At 37.5% G+C, this 19751-nt stretch carries 14 protein-coding genes; 10 read left to right on the top strand and 4 right to left on the bottom strand.

What is annotated here, in order from left to right; genetic code table 11:
- Positions 1–4: 4 nt before the first annotated feature.
- Both M1381_02465 and M1381_02470 read left to right on the top strand, forming a co-directional pair.
- On the top strand, positions 5–1354 hold the full coding sequence (locus M1381_02465; GenBank protein MCL4477952.1) for a TrpB-like pyridoxal phosphate-dependent enzyme: 1350 nt from the start codon (positions 5–7) through the stop codon (positions 1352–1354).
- A gap of 112 nt (positions 1355–1466) precedes the next feature.
- Positions 1467–2075, top strand: coding sequence for a phosphoribosylanthranilate isomerase (locus tag M1381_02470; protein ID MCL4477953.1), 609 nt, complete (start codon positions 1467–1469; stop codon positions 2073–2075).
- Between the two features lie 146 nt (positions 2076–2221).
- On the opposite strand, the gene M1381_02475 is transcribed toward M1381_02470, so the two are convergent.
- The 4 genes from M1381_02475 to M1381_02490 form a co-directional block, all read right to left on the bottom strand.
- Positions 2222–3415, bottom strand: a complete 1194-nt coding sequence (locus M1381_02475) for a hypothetical protein (GenBank protein ID MCL4477954.1) — start codon at positions 3413–3415, stop codon at positions 2222–2224.
- Positions 3416–3572: 157 nt separating this feature from the next.
- Positions 3573–4985, bottom strand: coding sequence for a hypothetical protein (locus tag M1381_02480; protein ID MCL4477955.1), 1413 nt, complete (start codon positions 4983–4985; stop codon positions 3573–3575).
- A 12-nt stretch (positions 4986–4997) separates the two neighbouring features.
- On the bottom strand, positions 4998–5231 hold the full coding sequence (locus tag M1381_02485; GenBank protein MCL4477956.1) for a hypothetical protein: 234 nt from the start codon (positions 5229–5231) through the stop codon (positions 4998–5000).
- 215 nt (positions 5232–5446) lie between these two features.
- The gene (locus tag M1381_02490) at positions 5447–7030 is read right to left on the bottom strand and encodes a cobalamin-dependent protein (GenBank protein MCL4477957.1); all 1584 of its coding nucleotides are present in this window, start codon (positions 7028–7030) and stop codon (positions 5447–5449) included.
- 660 nt (positions 7031–7690) lie between these two features.
- Between M1381_02490 and M1381_02495 the strand changes: the two genes are divergently transcribed.
- The 8 genes from M1381_02495 to M1381_02530 form a co-directional block, all read left to right on the top strand.
- Entirely contained in the window at positions 7691–10105 is a 2415-nt protein-coding gene (locus tag M1381_02495; protein ID MCL4477958.1) for an SLBB domain-containing protein, read from the top strand.
- Between the two features lie 472 nt (positions 10106–10577).
- On the top strand, positions 10578–11399 hold the full coding sequence (locus M1381_02500) for a hypothetical protein (GenBank protein ID MCL4477959.1): 822 nt from the start codon (positions 10578–10580) through the stop codon (positions 11397–11399).
- Positions 11396–12745 carry a glycosyltransferase family 39 protein gene (locus M1381_02505; protein ID MCL4477960.1) on the top strand — a complete coding sequence of 450 codons (1350 nt, stop codon included), beginning with the start codon at positions 11396–11398 and terminating at the stop codon, positions 12743–12745. The genes M1381_02500 and M1381_02505 overlap by 4 nt, the downstream gene beginning before the upstream one ends.
- Positions 12735–15182 carry a YfhO family protein gene (locus M1381_02510; GenBank protein ID MCL4477961.1) on the top strand — a complete coding sequence of 816 codons (2448 nt, stop codon included), beginning with the start codon at positions 12735–12737 and terminating at the stop codon, positions 15180–15182. Before M1381_02505 ends, M1381_02510 begins: the two co-directional genes overlap by 11 nt.
- A gap of 11 nt (positions 15183–15193) precedes the next feature.
- On the top strand, positions 15194–16342 hold the full coding sequence (locus M1381_02515; protein MCL4477962.1) for a DegT/DnrJ/EryC1/StrS family aminotransferase: 1149 nt from the start codon (positions 15194–15196) through the stop codon (positions 16340–16342).
- A complete protein-coding gene (locus tag M1381_02520; GenBank protein ID MCL4477963.1) occupies positions 16335–17054 on the top strand; it encodes a glycosyltransferase family 2 protein in 720 nt (239 codons plus the stop codon). The genes M1381_02515 and M1381_02520 overlap by 8 nt, the downstream gene beginning before the upstream one ends.
- Positions 17055–17374: 320 nt before the next feature.
- Positions 17375–18769, top strand: a complete 1395-nt coding sequence (locus M1381_02525; GenBank protein ID MCL4477964.1) for a B12-binding domain-containing radical SAM protein — start codon at positions 17375–17377, stop codon at positions 18767–18769.
- 177 nt (positions 18770–18946) lie between these two features.
- Positions 18947–19751: hypothetical protein (locus M1381_02530; GenBank protein ID MCL4477965.1), on the top strand; the 805-nt coding region annotated here is incomplete at its 3' end.

The raw sequence follows: 19751 nt of genomic DNA on the forward strand, positions 1-19751 counted from the left end.
AAATATGCAGACAAAGATAATACTGGATGAAACAGAGATACCGAGAAGATGGTATAACATTATGGCGGACATGCCAAACCCGCCTGCAGCGGTATTGCATCCCGGCACAAAAAAACCCGTTACACCAGATGACCTGAAGCCCATATTCCCGATGGGACTTATCGAGCAGGAGGTCTCAACGAAAAGATGGATAGACATACCCGAAGAGGTATTAAAGGTTTATGCCTTATGGAGACCATCACCCATGTTCAGGGCGCATAATCTTGAGGCATACCTCAAGACACCCGCAAGGATATATTACAAGAACGAGAGCTTCAGCCCCCCTGGCAGCCATAAGCCGAACACCTCTGTAGCACAGGCGTATTACAACAAAAAGGAAGGCATTAAAAGGCTTGCAACTGAAACTGGTGCAGGACAATGGGGAAGTGCGCTTGCAATGGCCGGCAGGTTCTTCGGGCTGGATGTTACGGTTTACATGGTACGTGTAAGTTATGACCAGAAGCCGTACAGAAAGATTATGATGGAGACATGGGGAGCAAATGTTCATGCAAGTCCAACAAACCTTACCAACGCAGGGAAAAAGGTCCTTGAGATGGATCCATCATCACCCGGCAGTCTCGGCATAGCCATAAGTGAGGCAGTCGAAGACGCGGCAACGCACGCGGACACGAACTATTCACTCGGCAGTGTCCTTAACCATGTGTTAATACATCAGAGTGTTATAGGGCTGGAAGCCAAGGAGCAATTTAAGAAGATCAATGATTATCCGGATATTGTCATTGCATCGTGCGGAGGTGGAAGTAACTTCGGCGGCATTGCATTCCCCTTCCTCATGGACAAGTTTGCAGGGAAAAAGGTCAGAGCCATTGCAGTAGAGCCTGCATCATGTCCTACCCTCACAAAGGGCCCGTACACCTACGATTTTGGTGATGAGGCAGGACTAACACCGCTCATAAAGATGTACACGCTTGGCCACAGTTTTGTGCCTCCAGGCATACATGCAGGCGGCTTGAGATATCATGGAGATTCACCTCTTGTCAGCCAGTTCTACAACGAAGGCATTATAGAAGCTGTTGCATACAACCAGCTTCCGGTGTTTGAAGCAGCTATAACATTTGCAAGAACAGAGGGCATAATACCGGCGCCTGAGTCAGCCCATGCAATACTCGGTGCTATAAATGAGGCTAAAAAGGCAAAAGAAGAAGGCAAAGAAAGGGTAATCCTGCTTAATTTAAGCGGACATGGACATTTTGACCTTTCCGCTTATGATAGTTATCTAAAGGGTAAATTAAGGGATTATGAATACCCGGAGGCAGAAATAAAAAAATCGCTAAAGGAACTGCCGGTGGTATAGATATAGCAAGGTAGGGTAGATATGTATGTCTGCCCTATATTATATGCACCGAACTAAAGGGCAATCACATAGGATTGTCTCTGCTGAAGATAACAAAGATTGGAAAGAATGAGTGAAGATCAAGATTTGCGGTATAACATCTTTAAGCGATGCCGTGGCAGCATGCGAACATGGTGCAGATGCTCTGGGCTTTGTATTTTATAAAAAAAGCCCGCGATACATCCTGCCTGAACAGGCTAAACAAATAATAGAAAAACTGCCTCCTTTTGTCAGTTCGGTCGGCGTATTTGTTGATGAAGATATTAATACTGTTAAGTCACTCATAACAGACACTGGGCTGGATTACGTACAGCTTCATGGAAATGAACCCATAAGTACTGTTAGGATGTTTGGGAATAAGGCAATAAAGGCATTCAATATAAAAGACAAGGATTCTATTGAAGAAGTAAACGGATCAGGGCTTCAATATGTTCTACTCGACAGCCATACATCCCTTCACGGCGGGTCCGGTAAGCGGTTTGACCATGCATTCCTTAAAAACCTTTCTATAGGTATCAAGTTTATTTTATCGGGCGGCATAACACCGGAGAATGTTGCTGAGATAGTACAGACATATAAGCCTTATGGTATTGATGTATCAAGCGGCGTCGAGGCATCTCCAGGTAAAAAATCAAAAGAAAAGCTAACAGCATTATTCATAAATATAAAAAAAGCCCTATAAATTTTGAGCATTTTTTAATACACCTTTTTTACATAAATCATCTACACATTCGATTTATACTATATGAAACCGGGCAGGGGTTCAAAACTTGGAACCCCTGCAAAATCATTAATTTATGTGTAGTAATTTATACTATTATATGCCCATTACCAGCATACCGGAGATGAAGCACCGGTTACATCGGCACAGCACTGTCCAGTATTGCAGCTGGTGCTATTATAATTAAAAACAAAGGTCTCGGTTCCGCTTGTCAGGGTAAGAGTACCGCTTGAAGGGCAATAAGGACATATAGCATTATCATAAGTGAGGTTATTGAATGCAAAAGAGTATTTGCCTGAATAGGATGTTGTACCTGTTGTAAAGCTTTTTCCATTGATAATATAGGCAATACCCGCGGTTCCACTTCCATTCAATACCGTTGTGCTACTTGTAGTTGATATGGTTAGAGACGGGGTTGTTTGCAGGTATTCTCCAATCCGGGCAGACTCACTTCCGCTTGCTACATCAAATTCATTCCCTTCATTCAAAACAAGGGTAAAGAATGAAGTATTTCCGGTGAATGTATCATCAATACTAAACCATCCTGATAACCCTATAATCCCTTGCGCGCTCGAGTATATCCCGGTAAGATTAAGCTTTCCATCTTCCGTATACTGAGCATTTGAAGCGCCGCTTATCATGTTGCTGCCTGTGAAGGTAAAACCCCCATTCCATGTCATACTCATTGAAGTGCCGGAGTAGGTTTCACCAAAATTAAAATTCGTGTATATGAGTTTCAGGTTTGCTGAACCGGCACTTGAATCATAAGTACCTGTCCATGAAATTGTGCCATTAAAAGTAAAGCTTATACCTCCGGAAGAGCATGTTTCATTACTCCACGTGGATGTTATATCAACATAGGTTGTGCTCCCGCTTGTTGAACTGTTATTCGTGACAACCGGCTGGGTATTGCAACTAGCATACTGAAGAATTTTAAACGATTTTAATTGATCAAGAACTGTTTGTTTCAAGTAAGACGGACTGACCACAAGCTTGGATGGATTTTGTGTAATCATTGATAATCCTCCAAATGCAGGAAGATTATTTGGATTTCCATTGGTACTGTTTGTAATTGAACTTACACTTGTGCTCTGACTTGCATAGTTTGTTGCATCCTGATTCACTTTCAGTGCCTGGCTTGCAGCGCTGCCGATATTGCTAACTGTAAGCTGTGCGTTTGGTAATGAATTTAAACTGCCGCTAACCTGAGTACCCGATGAAGACGAACCTCCTGATGATCCGCAGCCTAACGCTATACTACCCATAAGCAGAATTATTGATAATAATTTTAATTGTTTCATAATTTACCTCCGATTTTAATGTTCTAATATCATACTATTAAAAACATAGCAAGACATACACCTAAAACTATTTTACTTATTACATTTGTCTTTTTGCTTTTCATACCTTCCTCAATCTTATTTTTTTCATTGTTTCCTCCTTTATGCTTAAGTTATTTTACATGGCTATAAAACTGATTACTCCATTGGATATTAAATCGTAGGTTGGAGAGACAGTGTTCGTTCCCGGCTGCTTTGGGGCGTTAAGGAGTTTGTTAAGGTCTACTATGGCAAGACAGGACTTTGAACTGTCTATCAGGAGTCCCATGGGCTGTTTGTTGATTACAGCAGTAAATGCAGAAAGCCCGTGTGGATCTCCGACATTGCTCCACGAAGAAACCGAAGGACACACGGTCGTTGGTGTTGGAATTTGAGCCGACGTGTAGGATGTTATAGTGATGCCTCCTGATGTGGATGTTGTCGGCATCTGTGCCGCACCGATATCATCTCCGAATTCCCCCTCAAGAAACATGATATGGCTTGATGATTCTACTACCATGCCGGTTGTAAGGTAACCGCTTGGAGAATACACATTTTGCAGGGGAACAACTGCATACGGAGCATCAAATGTAGCTGTTGAATCATTGAACGCGGCTGCATTCATATTGAGAACCAGTAAAAGCGGCGTCCATTCATGTCCTATTGTAATTAGGTCGGTAGATGGATCTACTGAAACCGCATCCGCGGTAAGTGAGCCAATACCCGTACTATTAAGCTCAGGAATTCCATTGGCTGGGTCCGTGTTTGTATCCACCATCCTTTTAGACCAGTGGTAAACCTTGCTTTTGTTTATATCTATCACCCACAGATATTCATCTGTAGATGTTATTGATCCCGAATCAGCATATTCCGGGGAATATATCATATTAGCGGCAGGATCATAACCGAAATTTTCGGTTGAGAGGTCAACGGGTATAGTAGCAGTCAGATCAGACAGAAACTGTTTTGTCACCTTACCTGTATAATCGACGACCCGGTATCCGTCTCCCGAGGAAACTATGAATCCGTGATCAACCGGATCTATGATAACACCGCAGTCAAGGCAGCTTCCTCCGCTGAAACTTGAATATACCGTATTACCAAGATCAGGCTCGGTTACCGTAGGTGCAGAACCATTGCTTATATAGCCGGCTACATCTATAATTGCTATTTTTGAGCTGTCGTAGCCAACGCACACAACTCTGAGGTTTTTACCGTCTGCAGCACAGCTATCCACCGCGAACGATGTGGTTATGGTAGTTTGTGTAGGGCCTGACGACATCACTCCGAGAGAGTGCTGCTGATAAGAAGAGATGGTAAAAGAAGAACCTTTTTGAGATAGCGGTACAATATTCACGGTATTACCATTTGGAATAAAGGCTATCACCAGATCGCCGGTATTTATTGTTGCAAGACCGCCTGATGTAGTCGCAGAAGATACAATAGTCTGTCCAACTCCGCTTTTACTACCCTGACACCCAGATACTATGAAAATCGTAATAACCATGATCGTACCTAACAAATTTAATTTTTTACTTTTATATTTTTTCATTGTTCCATCCTTTTAATTATGTAATTTTTTAAGTTTTTTACCCATAGCTTTCTCTTTTGTTTCATAGGTTTCGCCTGTCCCGATTTTACCGTAATTCATGATCTCCCACAGCTCATCTCTGTTGGAAAAAGCTTTTTTCCCGTAAAAGCCAACCTCTTCTACGGTCCCAACGAGGAATTTGGGATCCCTTTTCCTGTACCTGTAAATTCGGATAATATAAGTTTTTATAAGGTCTTTATTTGCCATAATTTTAATTATTGTCCTCTATCCAATATCCAATTTATGCCTTTCCTCAAACTCTTCCGGCTGAGTTTGGTATGTCTATCCTTATAACATAAGAAAAGTCACAGATTAGTCACAGATCGGGATTCTTTTGTAAACCCGAAAAACGTATTGAAAATTAGAAATTTTGTGCAGAGAACTATTGCATACCAATTCTGAAAAAGGACAAAGATTGTCGTTTATTTAAACAGCTTTTTCAGAATAAAAGAAAAAAGAGCTCCAACGTAACTCATAAAAAAGTTACGTTTGGGTTTGGTGATGATGTGGGATGCATAACAAACATATTTTCCAAAAACTGGATTTAAAAAACAATAGTTTTTACATTGTATCTTCATCATTTTTTTCTCCGATGAACCGTCTATATAATATCCTCTGCTGAACAATAGCTTTGAATGATCCATATAATAATCAATGAAAGTCTTTCTTGTTAAAATTATATTGAATTTTTCAGGATTCAAAAACATTGGTGACGCTGGATCCAACTCTATCGGATAGGTAATAAGCTGTTTAATATTTTTATACTTTGTTAAATACCTCTGTAATGCTATTGTCTCTCCAAGGTCTTTCTCTGTTTCCAGCGGCAATCCACCGGAAAAATAAATGCCCGCATTTACTCCTTTTCTCTCCATATATTTTAAGGTTTGTATAAGTTCATTGTTGGTATAGAAGTAGCCTTTGTGTATCTTTCTGAGTTGCTCAGAACCGCTCTCCGGTGAGATTATTATTTGAGAGTCTTTAGAAAAGGTAGTACTAAATGCGTCTATGAAATCAATGGATGGCAGTGCGTATGAGTTGAAGTTATATACTATCTTTAGCCTATTATCTCTAATAGCTTTAAAAAGATCTAAAAAATATGAATTTGAATTTTGGTCCGGCAGATCAAAATCGGTATTGAAATTTTTAAAACCCCATTGTATCCCGTCCATGATGTTTTCTATTATTTTATCCGGCGATCTTAATGTAATACGAGCTTTACCGTTTAAAAGTTCATTTGCATTATACCCTCCTCCACAGAAGCTGCAATTGGCTGCGCATCCTTTACCGATTGGAAGATACATGGATGCTACTAAAGAACTTTTATAAATGATATTGTTAAGCGCCGGATTGGTGTTGAAATTAAAAAAAAATAACCGCGGATAGAAATTATAGTTGTTCAGTAATGCATAGTTGCTAAAAGAAGTCCCGTCCAATATCTCTTTTGTTGTTACATAATTGTATTTATTCTGTGCGATGCTGTCCCCGTTCCGCCATACAAGGTTGGGAATGGAGGATATATCAGCTTCTCTTCTAACAATGTACTTCATAATCTTAAGAAGAGGTATCTCACCATCCCCTGATATGATTCCATCAATGAATTTGAAGTTTTCCAGTATCTCATTTTTAAAAAAACTTGCAGTCAAGCCGCCGACAACTATAAATGTGTCCGGTAAAACCTCTTTTATCTCTCTTGCAACTTCTATAGCGTCAAAAGATTGATGATGCCAATGAAGCGTAATGCCGACCACTTTCGGTTTTGTAAAAAGGAGATATTCTCTTAAAGAGAAATTTTGAGTAAATAACTTTTCAATACCAAGGTGCAGGACTTTAACATTAAATCCATGACTATCCAAAAAATCCGCCATGAATAAAAGACCCATAGGCATGAGATTGACGAATTGCACCTTATTAAACGGGTGCATATAATGATTAAACTTCGGGGTATGTATCAGAAGACAATCAATGTCCTCGTTATCCTTATCCGGTAATACGTTATTTATATTCATTTTTTTTAAATATTTTAAATTTATTTTCTATTCTAATTTCGTTTATGGTAAAATTGACAGTAGTTCAAGAAAAATTCTATCTTATAATTTATTTGTGGTAGTAATAAGAGATTTTTATTCTCAAATTCACAATTTTAAACATATCTGTAAAATTTTCCGTCTTGGTATAAAATCTTCCGTATGGTTTTCTCTGAAGTCACTCAAAATTCTTACTGTAAACCTTATTCACTATCAGAAGGGTAGATAATAATGCATATAATTCAATACCTAATCCGGAAAAGGAAGTTTGTTTACGTCAGCAAATATAATACCACTTTCCTAAAGATGCAGTTAAGGTTTTCTGTACATCATAGGAGAATAGTAATAAAAAGATTATATATTCATTCTTGGAGCCGGACGCCACATATCTGTCCTCCTTCTGATTTTAATATACAAGTTTTACAGTAGATGTCAATAGGGCGTATTTTCTTTATATAGAGTCTGCTTCGAGCACACCCTTTTTTTTTAGATGTATTCCGTGGTTGACATTATACATAGTTTTATATATCCTATAAAAGGCGACAATCGTTATATGAATACCATCCCCATGGATAAATTAAATATAATCTTATCTTATCATATCCTCTGCTCCAGAGGATTCACTTTAAAAAAGGCTTTAGTATGAATAATAAAATAGTTAATGTTTTTAAATCCAAAGAACTAAAACTGATTAAAACTTTATCTTTATATTTTATAGTCTCTATCGTTTCCATTCTATATCTATCTCATTTCACCCATTTTCTTTTTGCTACCGATGTAGCAAACGATGAAGGAGTAATGTCGGGAGCATGGCGTATTGTGCAGGGGCAGGTGATCTACAGAGACTTTTTTGAATTTTTTGCGCCCGGGAATTTTTTCTTACTCGCACTTATATATAAATTGTTCGGCTATAGTCTTATTGTTACAAATAAAGCCGTAATTGTTCTTGATGTTATTTGTAATATCCTGCTCTTTCAAATCTCATACATGATGTTAAAACGCTGGTACGCTATTATACCTCCGTTACTATTTCTTATTATAGGCTTCCCAAGTTGGTTTATCTTCAGTCATTATTGGACAACATCGGTCACGTTTCTAACAGCTCTTATATTACTTACAGTTTATATGGAAAGACTGACTGCATCGGATAAATCAACTATTACATACCTTTTTTTATCTGGTTTTTTTGTTGGACTAACCGGCATCTTTTTGCAATCAGCGGGCATATATACGACGGTTGTACTACTGATTGTCCTTTATCTCAGGACGAGAAGGCATGAAGGTATCGTTAAACGAATCGCTGTGTTCGGTATCGGCATTGCTATACCAGTTTTGGCTTTTGTATTATATCTTTTGTTGAATAATGCCTTCATGCCGTTCATACATAGCCAGATTATTCTCTTGAAGCTCTATCCCCCCAATACCTTATTTTACTCAAAACCGTTAATATCTTTCTATAACGTAATAACACCTGTAAAGTTAATGATTGTTGTTTCTTTTATTGGGAGTATTGGTTTCCTGATCTTAAAAAAAAATGCGTCAAATAAAGAGGTTGTTTTATTTGCAGGCAATATAATATTTTTTCTTTATACGTGGCACTGGTTAACTATAAGCAATAGTGTAATAGACCCGGGCCGTGCGACATCGGGCTTGAGTTTTACGTTCATTATTTACTGTGTGTTTTTATTTACCGGATATATAAAGAATCATTATTCCATGTCGGTGTATAAACTTGCAGATTTGTTTATACATGGTGCATTTATGCTTATTGCTGCAATAAGCATTATGATTATCTACAAAGACATATCAAACATAAGAACAAGGGTGTTTCATTTTACTCTTAACAATACTTCTTACTGGACATACGATGAAGATGGTGCAAAAGACCTTATCAAATTTAATAATGAGTCGGAGAGAATATTGGGTAACGATAGAGAGGTGTTTGCTTATCCTCTTGCATCCACATTGTATACGCTGCTAAACTTAAGAAATACAACGAAGTATGATATAATAGTAAGTTTTGGACAAATCGCGAGTGGCTTGTCAGGCCTTTTTAAAGATGTCGTTGATCAATTAGAACGTTTAAAAATAAAATACATTATTACTTATCAATGGTCTTACAGATTCATAATCATCTGGGCGCAAAGGAACGGAGTGGGGTATAAGCCTAATATGATCGAGAAGTTTATATGGGATAACTATGAGCCGGTGGTCCATGTGGGTCTTTTTGATCTATGGAAACTAAAGCTTTTAAAAGCCGGCGATGTGCTTACCGTGACTGCCGCTAACGGTGTGAGCAAAAAACATGCTTCGTACAGGCAATTTACTGTAGGCATGCATGGAAATATCACATCGCCGCATAATAAAAGGATAAACGTATCTGGTATGCCCTTGTATGATCTTAAGGATATACTTGCCCGCGAGTACGGGATACCATCAGATGAGATCAGTATAACAACCAATGGCATTACATCGATTTCATCAGAGGTCTTCTCAGTATCCATTACCGGTGCCGTTTACAAGCCGGGGCGGTATTTCCTCAACCAAGGGGGCAGGTTGACCGATGTGATGATGCTTGCAGGTGGTCCATTAACTACATCCGATCTGGGTGATGTCATTATAAAAAGAGGAGGGGAGAACATTGATATAAATTTCCTTAATTATTTTCAAACTCATAACAACGAATATAATCCTGTGATAGAAAAAGGTGATAAGATTTACATTCCTCAGAGTATACGGCAGGAGAAGGTATTCCCGGGGGCACTGAACATAACACTTCTCGGGACCATACAAAAACCCGGACGCATTTTTTTTAATAAGGGTGCAAGACTTATGGATGCGATCGGCAGGGAGCTTTCCCCAACTGCTGATCTGAAAAATGTGATCATGATACGGGGTAATCAAATAATGAGGATAGATTTTTTAAGATATATACAGACGCATAATAATGGTGATAATCCATTGTTAGAAAACGGTGATATTATATACCTGCCGGAGACAGGTGAAGTTATTGATAAGGCACAAATTATCAAAAAATCACGGGATTTATCTAAATAACATCGTGTGAGCGTGCCTCAGAATCCACGGCCTTTTGCGGTGGTAGTCCACAAAACATATAATATCCTATTCTGTCATTTATAAAGTCCTTCATGTCCGCTTATTTTTGAATGCATTTTAGGGATTAAGTAAGTATTTTACCATCCCTATGCCTTCTCCTGTAATAGCAATGTTCATTCAAAATATTGCTTTTATCAAAAGTATATTATAAATTTATCATTAGAAGGACACTCTACCGAAAATTATTCTGTCCTTTTAACGAGGGTATATAGCGTGAAAAGGATTTGGTTTCATAAAGCAAATTCACTTCAACCCGCTGAGAAGTTTGAGGGGATTAATGTCTATGCATGAGCAGTTCCGAAAGGATAGGGACGATACAATTTTTAAGGAAGCAATATTTTAATCTCAAGAAGGCGAAGAAAAATACGAGAGGGAAATAGGTTTTGCTAAAAGCAAAATATGAACGGTAAAAATGAATAAATTGCAGAAGCTGGTTATTGCCATTTTATTTGTATCCTCCCTGATATATGTTTTTTTTGATATAAACGATATCGATGTCAATAAAAAATCAAGACCGGATTTAGCAGTATCAAGTGCAATGGGCGGGGCTATAAAATATGCTGATGATGCAGCCTCCATTATCAAAAATGCGGATATAGAACGTGCAAGCGTATTGGTACTTTATAAATCGACTTCCCCTTTACAGACCAATTCGAGCATGGAAACCGGCATATCTTATATTTCTTTTTTTACATTTAATGCGGAAATGCAGTATAAACTTATGCCTTTACCTGTTGATGTATTTACAAGAATGCCGGATATAAAATTCGTACAGCAATTCGATTATGTTTTGCTGCCATATGACATGACATTAAAAAATGTATGCAAATTGATAAAACAAGCCTCAGATAAATGGCTACTTTATAAGTGCGAAAAACGCTCTATAGGCAAGAGCCCTGAATTAACCACCGTAATGCAGGTTGTTAAGATATATTTGCTTGTTGCTATGAAGCATACCGGAAGTTTTACCCTGAATAAAGGGGCACGATTAATAGATGTCTTTAGTAAAATTAAATTCCGATTGACTAACTCGGATTTAAGCAGGGTTCTTATACTAAGGCATAACAAGATAATCCATGTAAACCTTATAAGATATATACAGACTAAGGACATCGTTTATAATCCATTATTACGCGATAAGGACACTGTTTATATACCTCAGGCCGGTGAACATTTTGACATTAACAAAATAAAAAAAACTATGAAGTCACTTATTATTAAGGAAAACGAATGAAAGCTGCGATGATTCCATGCGTTACCCTCTTGTTTGATATCTTTATAAGCTGGCTTATAGGGTTTCTCGTGCTTTCAATCATAGATTTAAGAAAATATTCAAAAGGCAAAATGATACGATTGTTGATTGATTATGCAATGGGAAGCGGCATATTAACACTGCTCATGTTTATATCGGGGATAACAGCGGGGAATTTCGATGGCTTGATTATTTTTATTCTTGGTATAGCCATTGTATACTTAATCAGGAGAAAAACAGACCCGAAACCGGAAAAATCCGCCAAAAATATAACCGGCTATATTTATATCATCCCCGTATTTGTATTGATTATTGTGATGCTTATTATTTCCTATAAGGTAATGCCGCTCGGCTGGGACCCAAGATTTATTTACCTTTTCAAGGCAAAGATGTTCTTTCTTGAAAATAGAGTAAGTTCAATTTCTCTAACCGTGCCGCAATATTTATTTTCTCATCCGGATTACCCATTGCACATACCGCTTCAGATCGCTTATCTATATAAATTACTCGGCCATGTTGATCCCGATACGGCGAAGATTGTTCTCTTGATGTATCCTCTTTTTATATGTATATTTATGTACGGTTATTTAAAATCAATAATGCCGGAATATGCCGCGTTATTATCAGCCCTTGCAATTTTTACACTCCGGAGACTCCTCGGTTTGACTTATTCGGGCGTTGACGTTCCGCTTGCACTGTACCTGCTTATCGGTACCTCATTTTACTATCTTTTTATAAAAAAAGGAGATGTACACTATCTAATATTGGCCGGATTATCCATTGGTATCGGTGCATGGATAAAGTATGAAGGGATTGCATATCTTGCAAGTATGGCGATATGCATATTTGTAGTTACGAAGTATTATCTCAGGCAAACTGTCTTTACATCATTAAAACGGACAATATGTTTTTTAGTCCCTGGCATGGTCTTCATATTACCGTGGCGTGTATTTATTCATATATACCATTTTCCTGTAGATTGGATCAGGTATGGCCTTAATAATAATTTGACTGTCAATTCCTTCAGGTTATACAAGATTACAGAGTCATTTGGGAAAGAAATGATACTGAACGAGCCGTTCCTGATTATTGTTATAATCTCATTAATCTACACGATCTACAGAAAACGAATCGGGCTTATTTTATCCGTATACACTGTATTCTTTCTTCAGTTCGCTGCGTACATAATTGCACTTTATCTACAGCCGAATCCATTATCCTCGGAGCTTGGTTTTACTGTGCAAAGGTTGATGATACAGATCACGCCTTCTATGCTATTGGTAAGCCTTGCATTTCTATTCGATAAGGACATCATGGATGAAAGATAAATATAAGCTTCTTTTAGCATGTTCTTTTTTTGCACTTACATTTATTATCGTCTTTTCACACTCAATCTTTACAAATAAAATAATTCTTATATCTAATGTACATGATTTCAATCCATTCTTTTCAGTAAAAGGCGTACCTTCATTCCCGGCAGAACCATTTGATACCGTCAATCAGTTTCTGCCGTGGTTTCATTTTGACAGGGAATCTTTGAGAAATTTCTCGCTGCCGCTATGGAACCCCGATAACGGCTGCGGTGCGCCTCATATAGCAAATATTCAGTCGGCATTTTTTTATCCCCTTAATATGTTCGTATATCTGTTTGACTGGAAATGGGGATTGCTGCTCTTATACTTTTTTAAGTTTTTCCTTGTTAGTTTGTTTGCGTACCTTTATTTATCGGAAATAGGTGTAGATTACCGTGCTGCTCTTGTTGCATCTATGGCGTGTATGTATTCCGGCTATATGTATATGTTCCAATTCCAGGATACCGGTGCGGCATTCTGTTTCTTTCTCGGGCTATGGGCAATAGAGTTCGTAATAAAACATCCTGATAGATTTATGGGATATGTTTTATTGATGACGGCATTCGTTACCGCCGTATTTGCAGGCCAGCCAGAAATATTATTTTTTATGACATTTGTTCTTGCTGTGTATTTCCTAATAAGGGTATTTACCGAATATGGATTTGATAAACAGGGATATCTCATTATAGGGAAAGCATGCTTATTTATATTTATAGGCATTCTCATATCAGCAATTCAGCTATTGCCGTTTATTGAGTATTTACATACAAACACGGTATTTTCTTACAGAACCTCAATCAAGGGCATATCATTTTATCCCCTTTCATCGTTTTTGGCTGCGATAAGCGATTTCTTCGGTATGAATATTATCACTATAAACGCATCTTCTTTTCACTGGATGCATACTCGGGTGGTGAATTATATTGGTATGGTGTTTTTCCTTTTTGGTCTTGCCGGGATAGTAAATCTTTTTAGAGAACGGATTATTAAAACATACACCGCGTTATTTATTGTGACAATGATTATACCATTCAATATCCCTTTGATACACAATATTTTTGCCGATATATTAGGCTTTGATGTTGCCAGAAAGAGCTATCTGTTAATATTTTCAGGCTATTTCCTTATATTTATCGGGGCGAAGTATCTGGGTGCCTTTTTAAACGGGAAATATAAACCAAAAACAATCAACATTGCCGTATACTTAACTGTATTCATAATCCTTGTTTTATTCTTGATGTCCGGGAGGTATTATAGGCTTAACATTGCTCCCGTATGTATAGCCATATTTGTGGGCATTGCTGTCCTTTTTACAATGAAGATAAAGAATAAAAATGTTGTAGCAGTATTGCTTGGTATAATGGTGTTTTTATTTCAGGCCGTTTTATTGATAGTTGTTCTTTCACCACCTCTGAACCCTGATTACTTTTTCCCGACCAATGCTATTATAAACAAAATAAAAGGTGATAACCCCCCTTTCCGTGTCTTTCCTGTAATGAAAAGTGGTATAAAGGCTTATGATCCCGATCTGAATACCTTTTATAACATAGAGGACCTTCGAAACTATGATACAATGGGTGTAAGATGGTATGATAAATTTGTATTAAACCTCTTAACAGAGCCGCGCATAACAAACTTTTTGAATGTCAAATACATTATATTGCCGCGGCATACAGCTATTAATGCTGCTGTATCAGCTTCCCAGGTGCAGACTTTAGAACCAGCGATCGTATCTTATAATAATATCTCGCTTTATATAAACAGATATTCTTTTGACATTGATATGCCTGTAAATAAGTTTCAACCTGTTCTTTCTGCCAACGGTTTTACGCTTTACAAAAATCCGGATACATTGAGAAGGGCATTTATGGTCTATAATTATAAGATTGCGGATACGCATAACAAAGCGTTTGATCTTGTAAGCTGGTATGCATCACAATTAAGCGAGACGGCAGTCATATTTAAGGAAGATGCAAGGTATGCATCATTTATGCCGGTAAATACGGTAACAACATCAAGCAGTAGTGTTTCTTTTGAAAAGTACTCTCCAAATCATATAAAGCTGCATGTTGTTACAACTTTGCCCGGGCTGCTTGTAATAAGCAATACCTATTTTCCAGGATGGCATGTTCGTATCGACGGCAGGAAGTCAAAGGTCATAAGGACTGATTATGCATTTCAGGGGGTATTTGTTCCCGAAGGCATACACTGGATTGAGTTGGATTACATGCCGCTGAGCTTTGTTATCGGGTTTGTGATTTCAATAATAGGTATTCTTGCTGTACTATTGTTGTATATCGTTTACCTCAAATCGCACGATGATAAAAGTGCAATTAATGCATATCCATCAGCCGTGAAAGTATCGCATCCTGAATATAATGATATGCCGTTAAAAAACAAGAAAAAAACTTAAGGGAATTTCAAATGATGAATAAAATTATTTTTGGAAAACCAGATATCAGAAAAGAAGACATTGATACTGTGGTAGCTGCTTTAAAAAGCGGTTGGATAGGTATGGGCTTTATGACAAAGCTTCTTGAAAAGGCTTTTTTACAATTAACAAGGGCGAAATACGCTGTTGCGGTATCAAGCGGCTCTGTGGGTTTGTTTATATCGATGATAACATCCGGTATTTCAAAGGGCGATGAGGTTATTACATCACCAATGACGTTCCCGGCAACTGCCAATGAAATTATACACACAGGAGCTGATGTAAAGTTTGTGGATGTTGATGACAATGGTAATATTGATGCCTCAAAAATAGGAAAGGCCATAACAAAAAGAACAAAGGCTATAATACCTATACATTTATACGGAAGGCCGTGTGATATGGATAGCATTGTGGATATAGCGGGAAAACACAAACTTTTTGTTATTGAGGATGCGGCTCATGCACTTGGTGCTAAATACAAAAGTAAGAGTATAGGTAATATTGGGAATGCGGCGGTATTCAGTTTGTATGCAACAAAAAACATAACTTCTGCTGAGGGTGGAGTTATAACAACGAACAATAAAGGGCTTGCTGATAAATTGAGATTGTTGAGATCCTACGGAATAACAAAAACATCATGGGAAAGGTTTAAAAAAACTGAGAGCGGTATCCCGTATGATACAGTCTTGCCTGGTTACAATTTTGAGATACCCGACGTGCTTTCTGCAATTGCACTTTCCCAGATTCACACTTATTCGGAAAGGACTGCACGCAGGAGATATATATGGGAACAATACGATACGGCATTTAAAACACTTCCCATAGGTCTACCCGATGCAGGTGATATTGATCATTTACATGCTATGCATCTTTACACAATCATGATCGACAAAAAGAGAACCGGCATAGACAGGAAAACATTTATTCATAAACTTAATAACTACGGCATTGGAACGGGTATCCATTTTATATCATTGCATCTTCATTCCTATTACAAGAAGAAATACGGCTATAGTGCCTATGATTTCCCTCATGCTTTAAAGATCTCAAATCAAACACTATCGCTGCCTCTTACATCGGGTATGACCGATCAGGATGTAAATAGGGTGATAAATGCAGTAAGGCGGTTATGCAATGGATAAACCGCAGCTAAGCATCGTTCTTGCATGTTATAATGAGGCATCACATCTCGAGAAAAGTTTTGACAGATTAAAAGGTATACTCTCATACTCAAATTTGATTTATGAGATTATATTTGTTGATGACAAAAGTACAGATAATACCATAGAAGTAATAGATAATATTTTCAAAAGTCACCGTGGTATGAGATTAAATAAAATCCTTCATAACATAAATACAGGCAGAGGAAAGGCTGTTACGGATGGTCTTAAGTCAGCAGAGGGTGAAGTAGCCGGCTACATAGATGCAGATCTTGAGATAGACCCGGTTTATATCTATTCATTTTATCATGCTATTGAACGGGGGTATGATGCCGCCATTGGTGAACGGGTATCACGTTTTAGCATGCATTCAATTCCAAGGTTCTTTACGGGCAGGGGATATAATATGTTCATGCGTACATTGATAAATCTACCTTTGCATGATACAGAGGCCGGCATTAAGTTCTTTAGCAGGCAAAAACTCATGCTTATTTTGGATAGTATGGAGGATCATCACTGGTTCTGGGATACGGAGATATGCGCCAGGATGTATAAAAAAGGTTATAAAATTAAAGAGATACCATGTGTTTATGCAAGGAGCAGTACGAAAAGATCAACCGTCAAAATTATACCGGATTCAATATATTATTTTAAGAAACTGGTAAAATTCAGAACCGTGTACAAATCTTTGTAAACTAACCTAAATAATGTATTTGAAGGTACATTATTTTTATTACCCTCCGTTTTACATGTAAAGCAAAAGAAAAAATTTTTTCTGTCTTTTCCAAGCTAAGCAATACCTTGACATTATTCATGGATTTATCTATCCTTTTAAATGAGGCAGTTGTTATGTGGAGACCGGCTCCAAGAATAAATTAAATATAATTTTGTCACATCTTTCTACCATTTTGGAAAGATGGTAAAAGTTTATTTACTATCTGATACCTTTGATAGACAGTGTAGTTCTGTATATAAAACGTTGACTAACATGTGCGGCTTATTTACTTTATCGTTATGAAGATACTTTTTATAATACCACCTTTTTTGTCGGTAGGGAAAAAATCATCACATAGCCCTCATCTTATTCCAAATCTGGGAATTGCCTATATGGCTTCTATTTTAAAGAACGAAGGCCATGAAGTTAATGTTATTGATGCACTTGCAGAGGGCTTATCAAGAGCATCACTTATAAATAAAATTGCCGTAGTACAGCCTGATATAGTTGGTTTGACTGCTTCAACGTATCAAATTTATGATGCAGCAGAAATCGCTAAAGAAGTTAAGGGCTTGTCATCAGAGATTATCACGATAATAGGCGGTTATCACGCATCTGCTTTGCCGGAACAAACATTAAAAGAGTTTGATAGCTTTGACTATCTTGTATCCGGTGAAGGCGAATTAACCCTGTCGGAATTACTTAAAGCAATATCATCCGGTAACAATGATATGCTCAAGGACATAAAAGGAATCGTTTATAGGACAGGGAACAAGATTATTGTAAATCCTCAAAGACCGTATATAGATGTAAATACATTACCCATGCCTGATTTTGATGAATTTAATTTAAGTTTATACAAACCGTTTTATACATTTTTAATCCGCAAGTTAAGGGAACTGCCTGTTATGACATCAAGAGGCTGCCCTTATGATTGTGTGTTTTGCTTCAGATCGCAGGGGAATATTGTAAGATATAAAAGTTTACAATCTGTAATAGATGAAATCAAAAGAGATATAGAAGTGTACCACATAAATCAGATATTATTTACAGACGAGACTTTTACAATCAATATGAAGCGTACAGAAGCTATCTGCGATGAATTGATCAGCACAGGTATTAATAAGAAGATAGAATGGGGATGCGAGACAAGAGCCGATGTCGTAGATGAAGCGTTGCTAAAAAAAATGAAGCGTGCCGGGTGCAGGGTGATCTATTATGGTGTAGAATCCGGCGATCAGGGGATACTGGATCATGCTACAAAGGACTTAAAGATTGTTGATATAAAAAATGCCGTAAAATGGACAAAGGATGCGGGTATTGATGTATACGCTAATCTTATTATAGGGCTTCCTTATGATACTGAAGAAACAATAAACAGGACTATTGATTTTGCAATTGAGCTTGATCCGGATGCGGTATCATTTGCAATACTCACACCATTTCCCGGAACAGAACTCGTTGATATGATTAAAAAAGGTAAGGGTGAATTAAAGATTATTGCGCATGATTGGAGAGATTATAATAAGCAGTTTGGCAGAGCACTTGAACTTGAGTACTTGAGCATAAAACAGCTTAGGAAACTTCAAAGGAAAGCATATATAAAATTTTATTTTAGGCCCAAAAGGTTTATAAATATGTTCAAAATTGTAGATATAAGAGCATTGATATCTTATTTCTTACATAGATTATAAGCATACGATTATGAACCTCCCCCTGATGGGATAAAGAGGGCGTCTTAAAAGGGGACAGTCTGTTCAGATGGCACTCCCCGTATTCTTGAGGACAGATTCCGTGGGACTAATAATTATGATAATGCAGCTTATATTGTATTGACGAATGCAAATTCTTATGATTCTTTATCCGTTAAGATGAGATTTATAAAAAGGGGTTTACCATATTTAATAGTCTTTCTTGTTTCCTTTTTATATCTATCTCATTTTACCCATTATCTGTTTGCTACCAATATTGCCAATGATGAAGGTGAAATGGCAGGGGCGTGGCGTCTTCTTCATGGTCAGGTGATTTATAGGGATTTTCCCGTGATCTACGCACCGGGCAACTTCTTTTTACTCGCCATCATATACAAGTTATTTGGCTACAGCCTTGTTGTTACAAACAAAGCCCTCATTGTGCTGGACATCCTTGACACTATCTTACTTTATCATATCTCTAATATGATAATAAAAAAATGGTATGCTATTGTACCGCCTCTCGTTTATCTTGTTGTATCTCTGCCTACATGGTTTTTTTTCAGTCATTACTGGACAACAACTTTTACCTTATTTGTTTCAATGATCCTTTTGATGAACGCCTTTGAAAGAGCTGAAAAAGAGGCATATAACAATATGTTTTTTTTTCTGTCGGGGTTTTTTGTAGGACTAACCGGCATCTTCCTGCAATCGGCGGGAGTTTATGCAACGGTTGTACTTTTTATTGTTTTTTATTTTAAAATTAAAAATCCTAAAGGCATTATCAAACAAATTATTATATTTAGTACCGGTATTGCTGTTCCCGTTTTATCCTTTGTATCATATCTTCTGCTGAACAAAGCATTTATGCCATTCATCTATGACCAGTTCGTACTCCTGAAGCTGTACTCAGCTACAGTCTGGTTTTTATCGAAACCATTCATGTCTTTATATAACATTATGACGCCTCTTAAATTAATGCTGC

It is taken from the genome of Deltaproteobacteria bacterium (assembly GCA_023382265.1).
Classification (GTDB): Bacteria; JAMCPX01; JAMCPX01; order JAMCPX01; family JAMCPX01; genus JAMCPX01.

Excerpts from the sequence above, each read along its gene's own strand:
- M1381_02515 (MCL4477962.1), top strand. The coding sequence starts at position 15,194 with ATGATGAATAAAATTATTTTTGGAAAACCAGATATCAGAAAAGAAGAC.
- M1381_02525 (MCL4477964.1), top strand. The coding sequence starts at position 17,375 with ATGAAGATACTTTTTATAATACCACCTTTTTTGTCGGTAGGGAAAAAA.
- M1381_02490 (MCL4477957.1), bottom strand. The coding sequence starts at position 7,030 with ATGAATATAAATAACGTATTACCGGATAAGGATAACGAGGACATTGAT.
- M1381_02475 (MCL4477954.1), bottom strand. The coding sequence starts at position 3,415 with ATGAAACAATTAAAATTATTATCAATAATTCTGCTTATGGGTAGTATA.
- M1381_02485 (MCL4477956.1), bottom strand. The coding sequence starts at position 5,231 with ATGGCAAATAAAGACCTTATAAAAACTTATATTATCCGAATTTACAGG.
- M1381_02510 (MCL4477961.1), top strand. The coding sequence starts at position 12,735 with ATGAAAGATAAATATAAGCTTCTTTTAGCATGTTCTTTTTTTGCACTT.
- M1381_02495 (MCL4477958.1), top strand. The coding sequence starts at position 7,691 with ATGAATAATAAAATAGTTAATGTTTTTAAATCCAAAGAACTAAAACTG.
- M1381_02480 (MCL4477955.1), bottom strand. The coding sequence starts at position 4,985 with ATGAAAAAATATAAAAGTAAAAAATTAAATTTGTTAGGTACGATCATG.
- M1381_02520 (MCL4477963.1), top strand. The coding sequence starts at position 16,335 with ATGGATAAACCGCAGCTAAGCATCGTTCTTGCATGTTATAATGAGGCA.
- M1381_02500 (MCL4477959.1), top strand. The coding sequence starts at position 10,578 with ATGAATAAATTGCAGAAGCTGGTTATTGCCATTTTATTTGTATCCTCC.
- M1381_02505 (MCL4477960.1), top strand. The coding sequence starts at position 11,396 with ATGAAAGCTGCGATGATTCCATGCGTTACCCTCTTGTTTGATATCTTT.
- M1381_02465 (MCL4477952.1), top strand. The coding sequence starts at position 5 with ATGCAGACAAAGATAATACTGGATGAAACAGAGATACCGAGAAGATGG.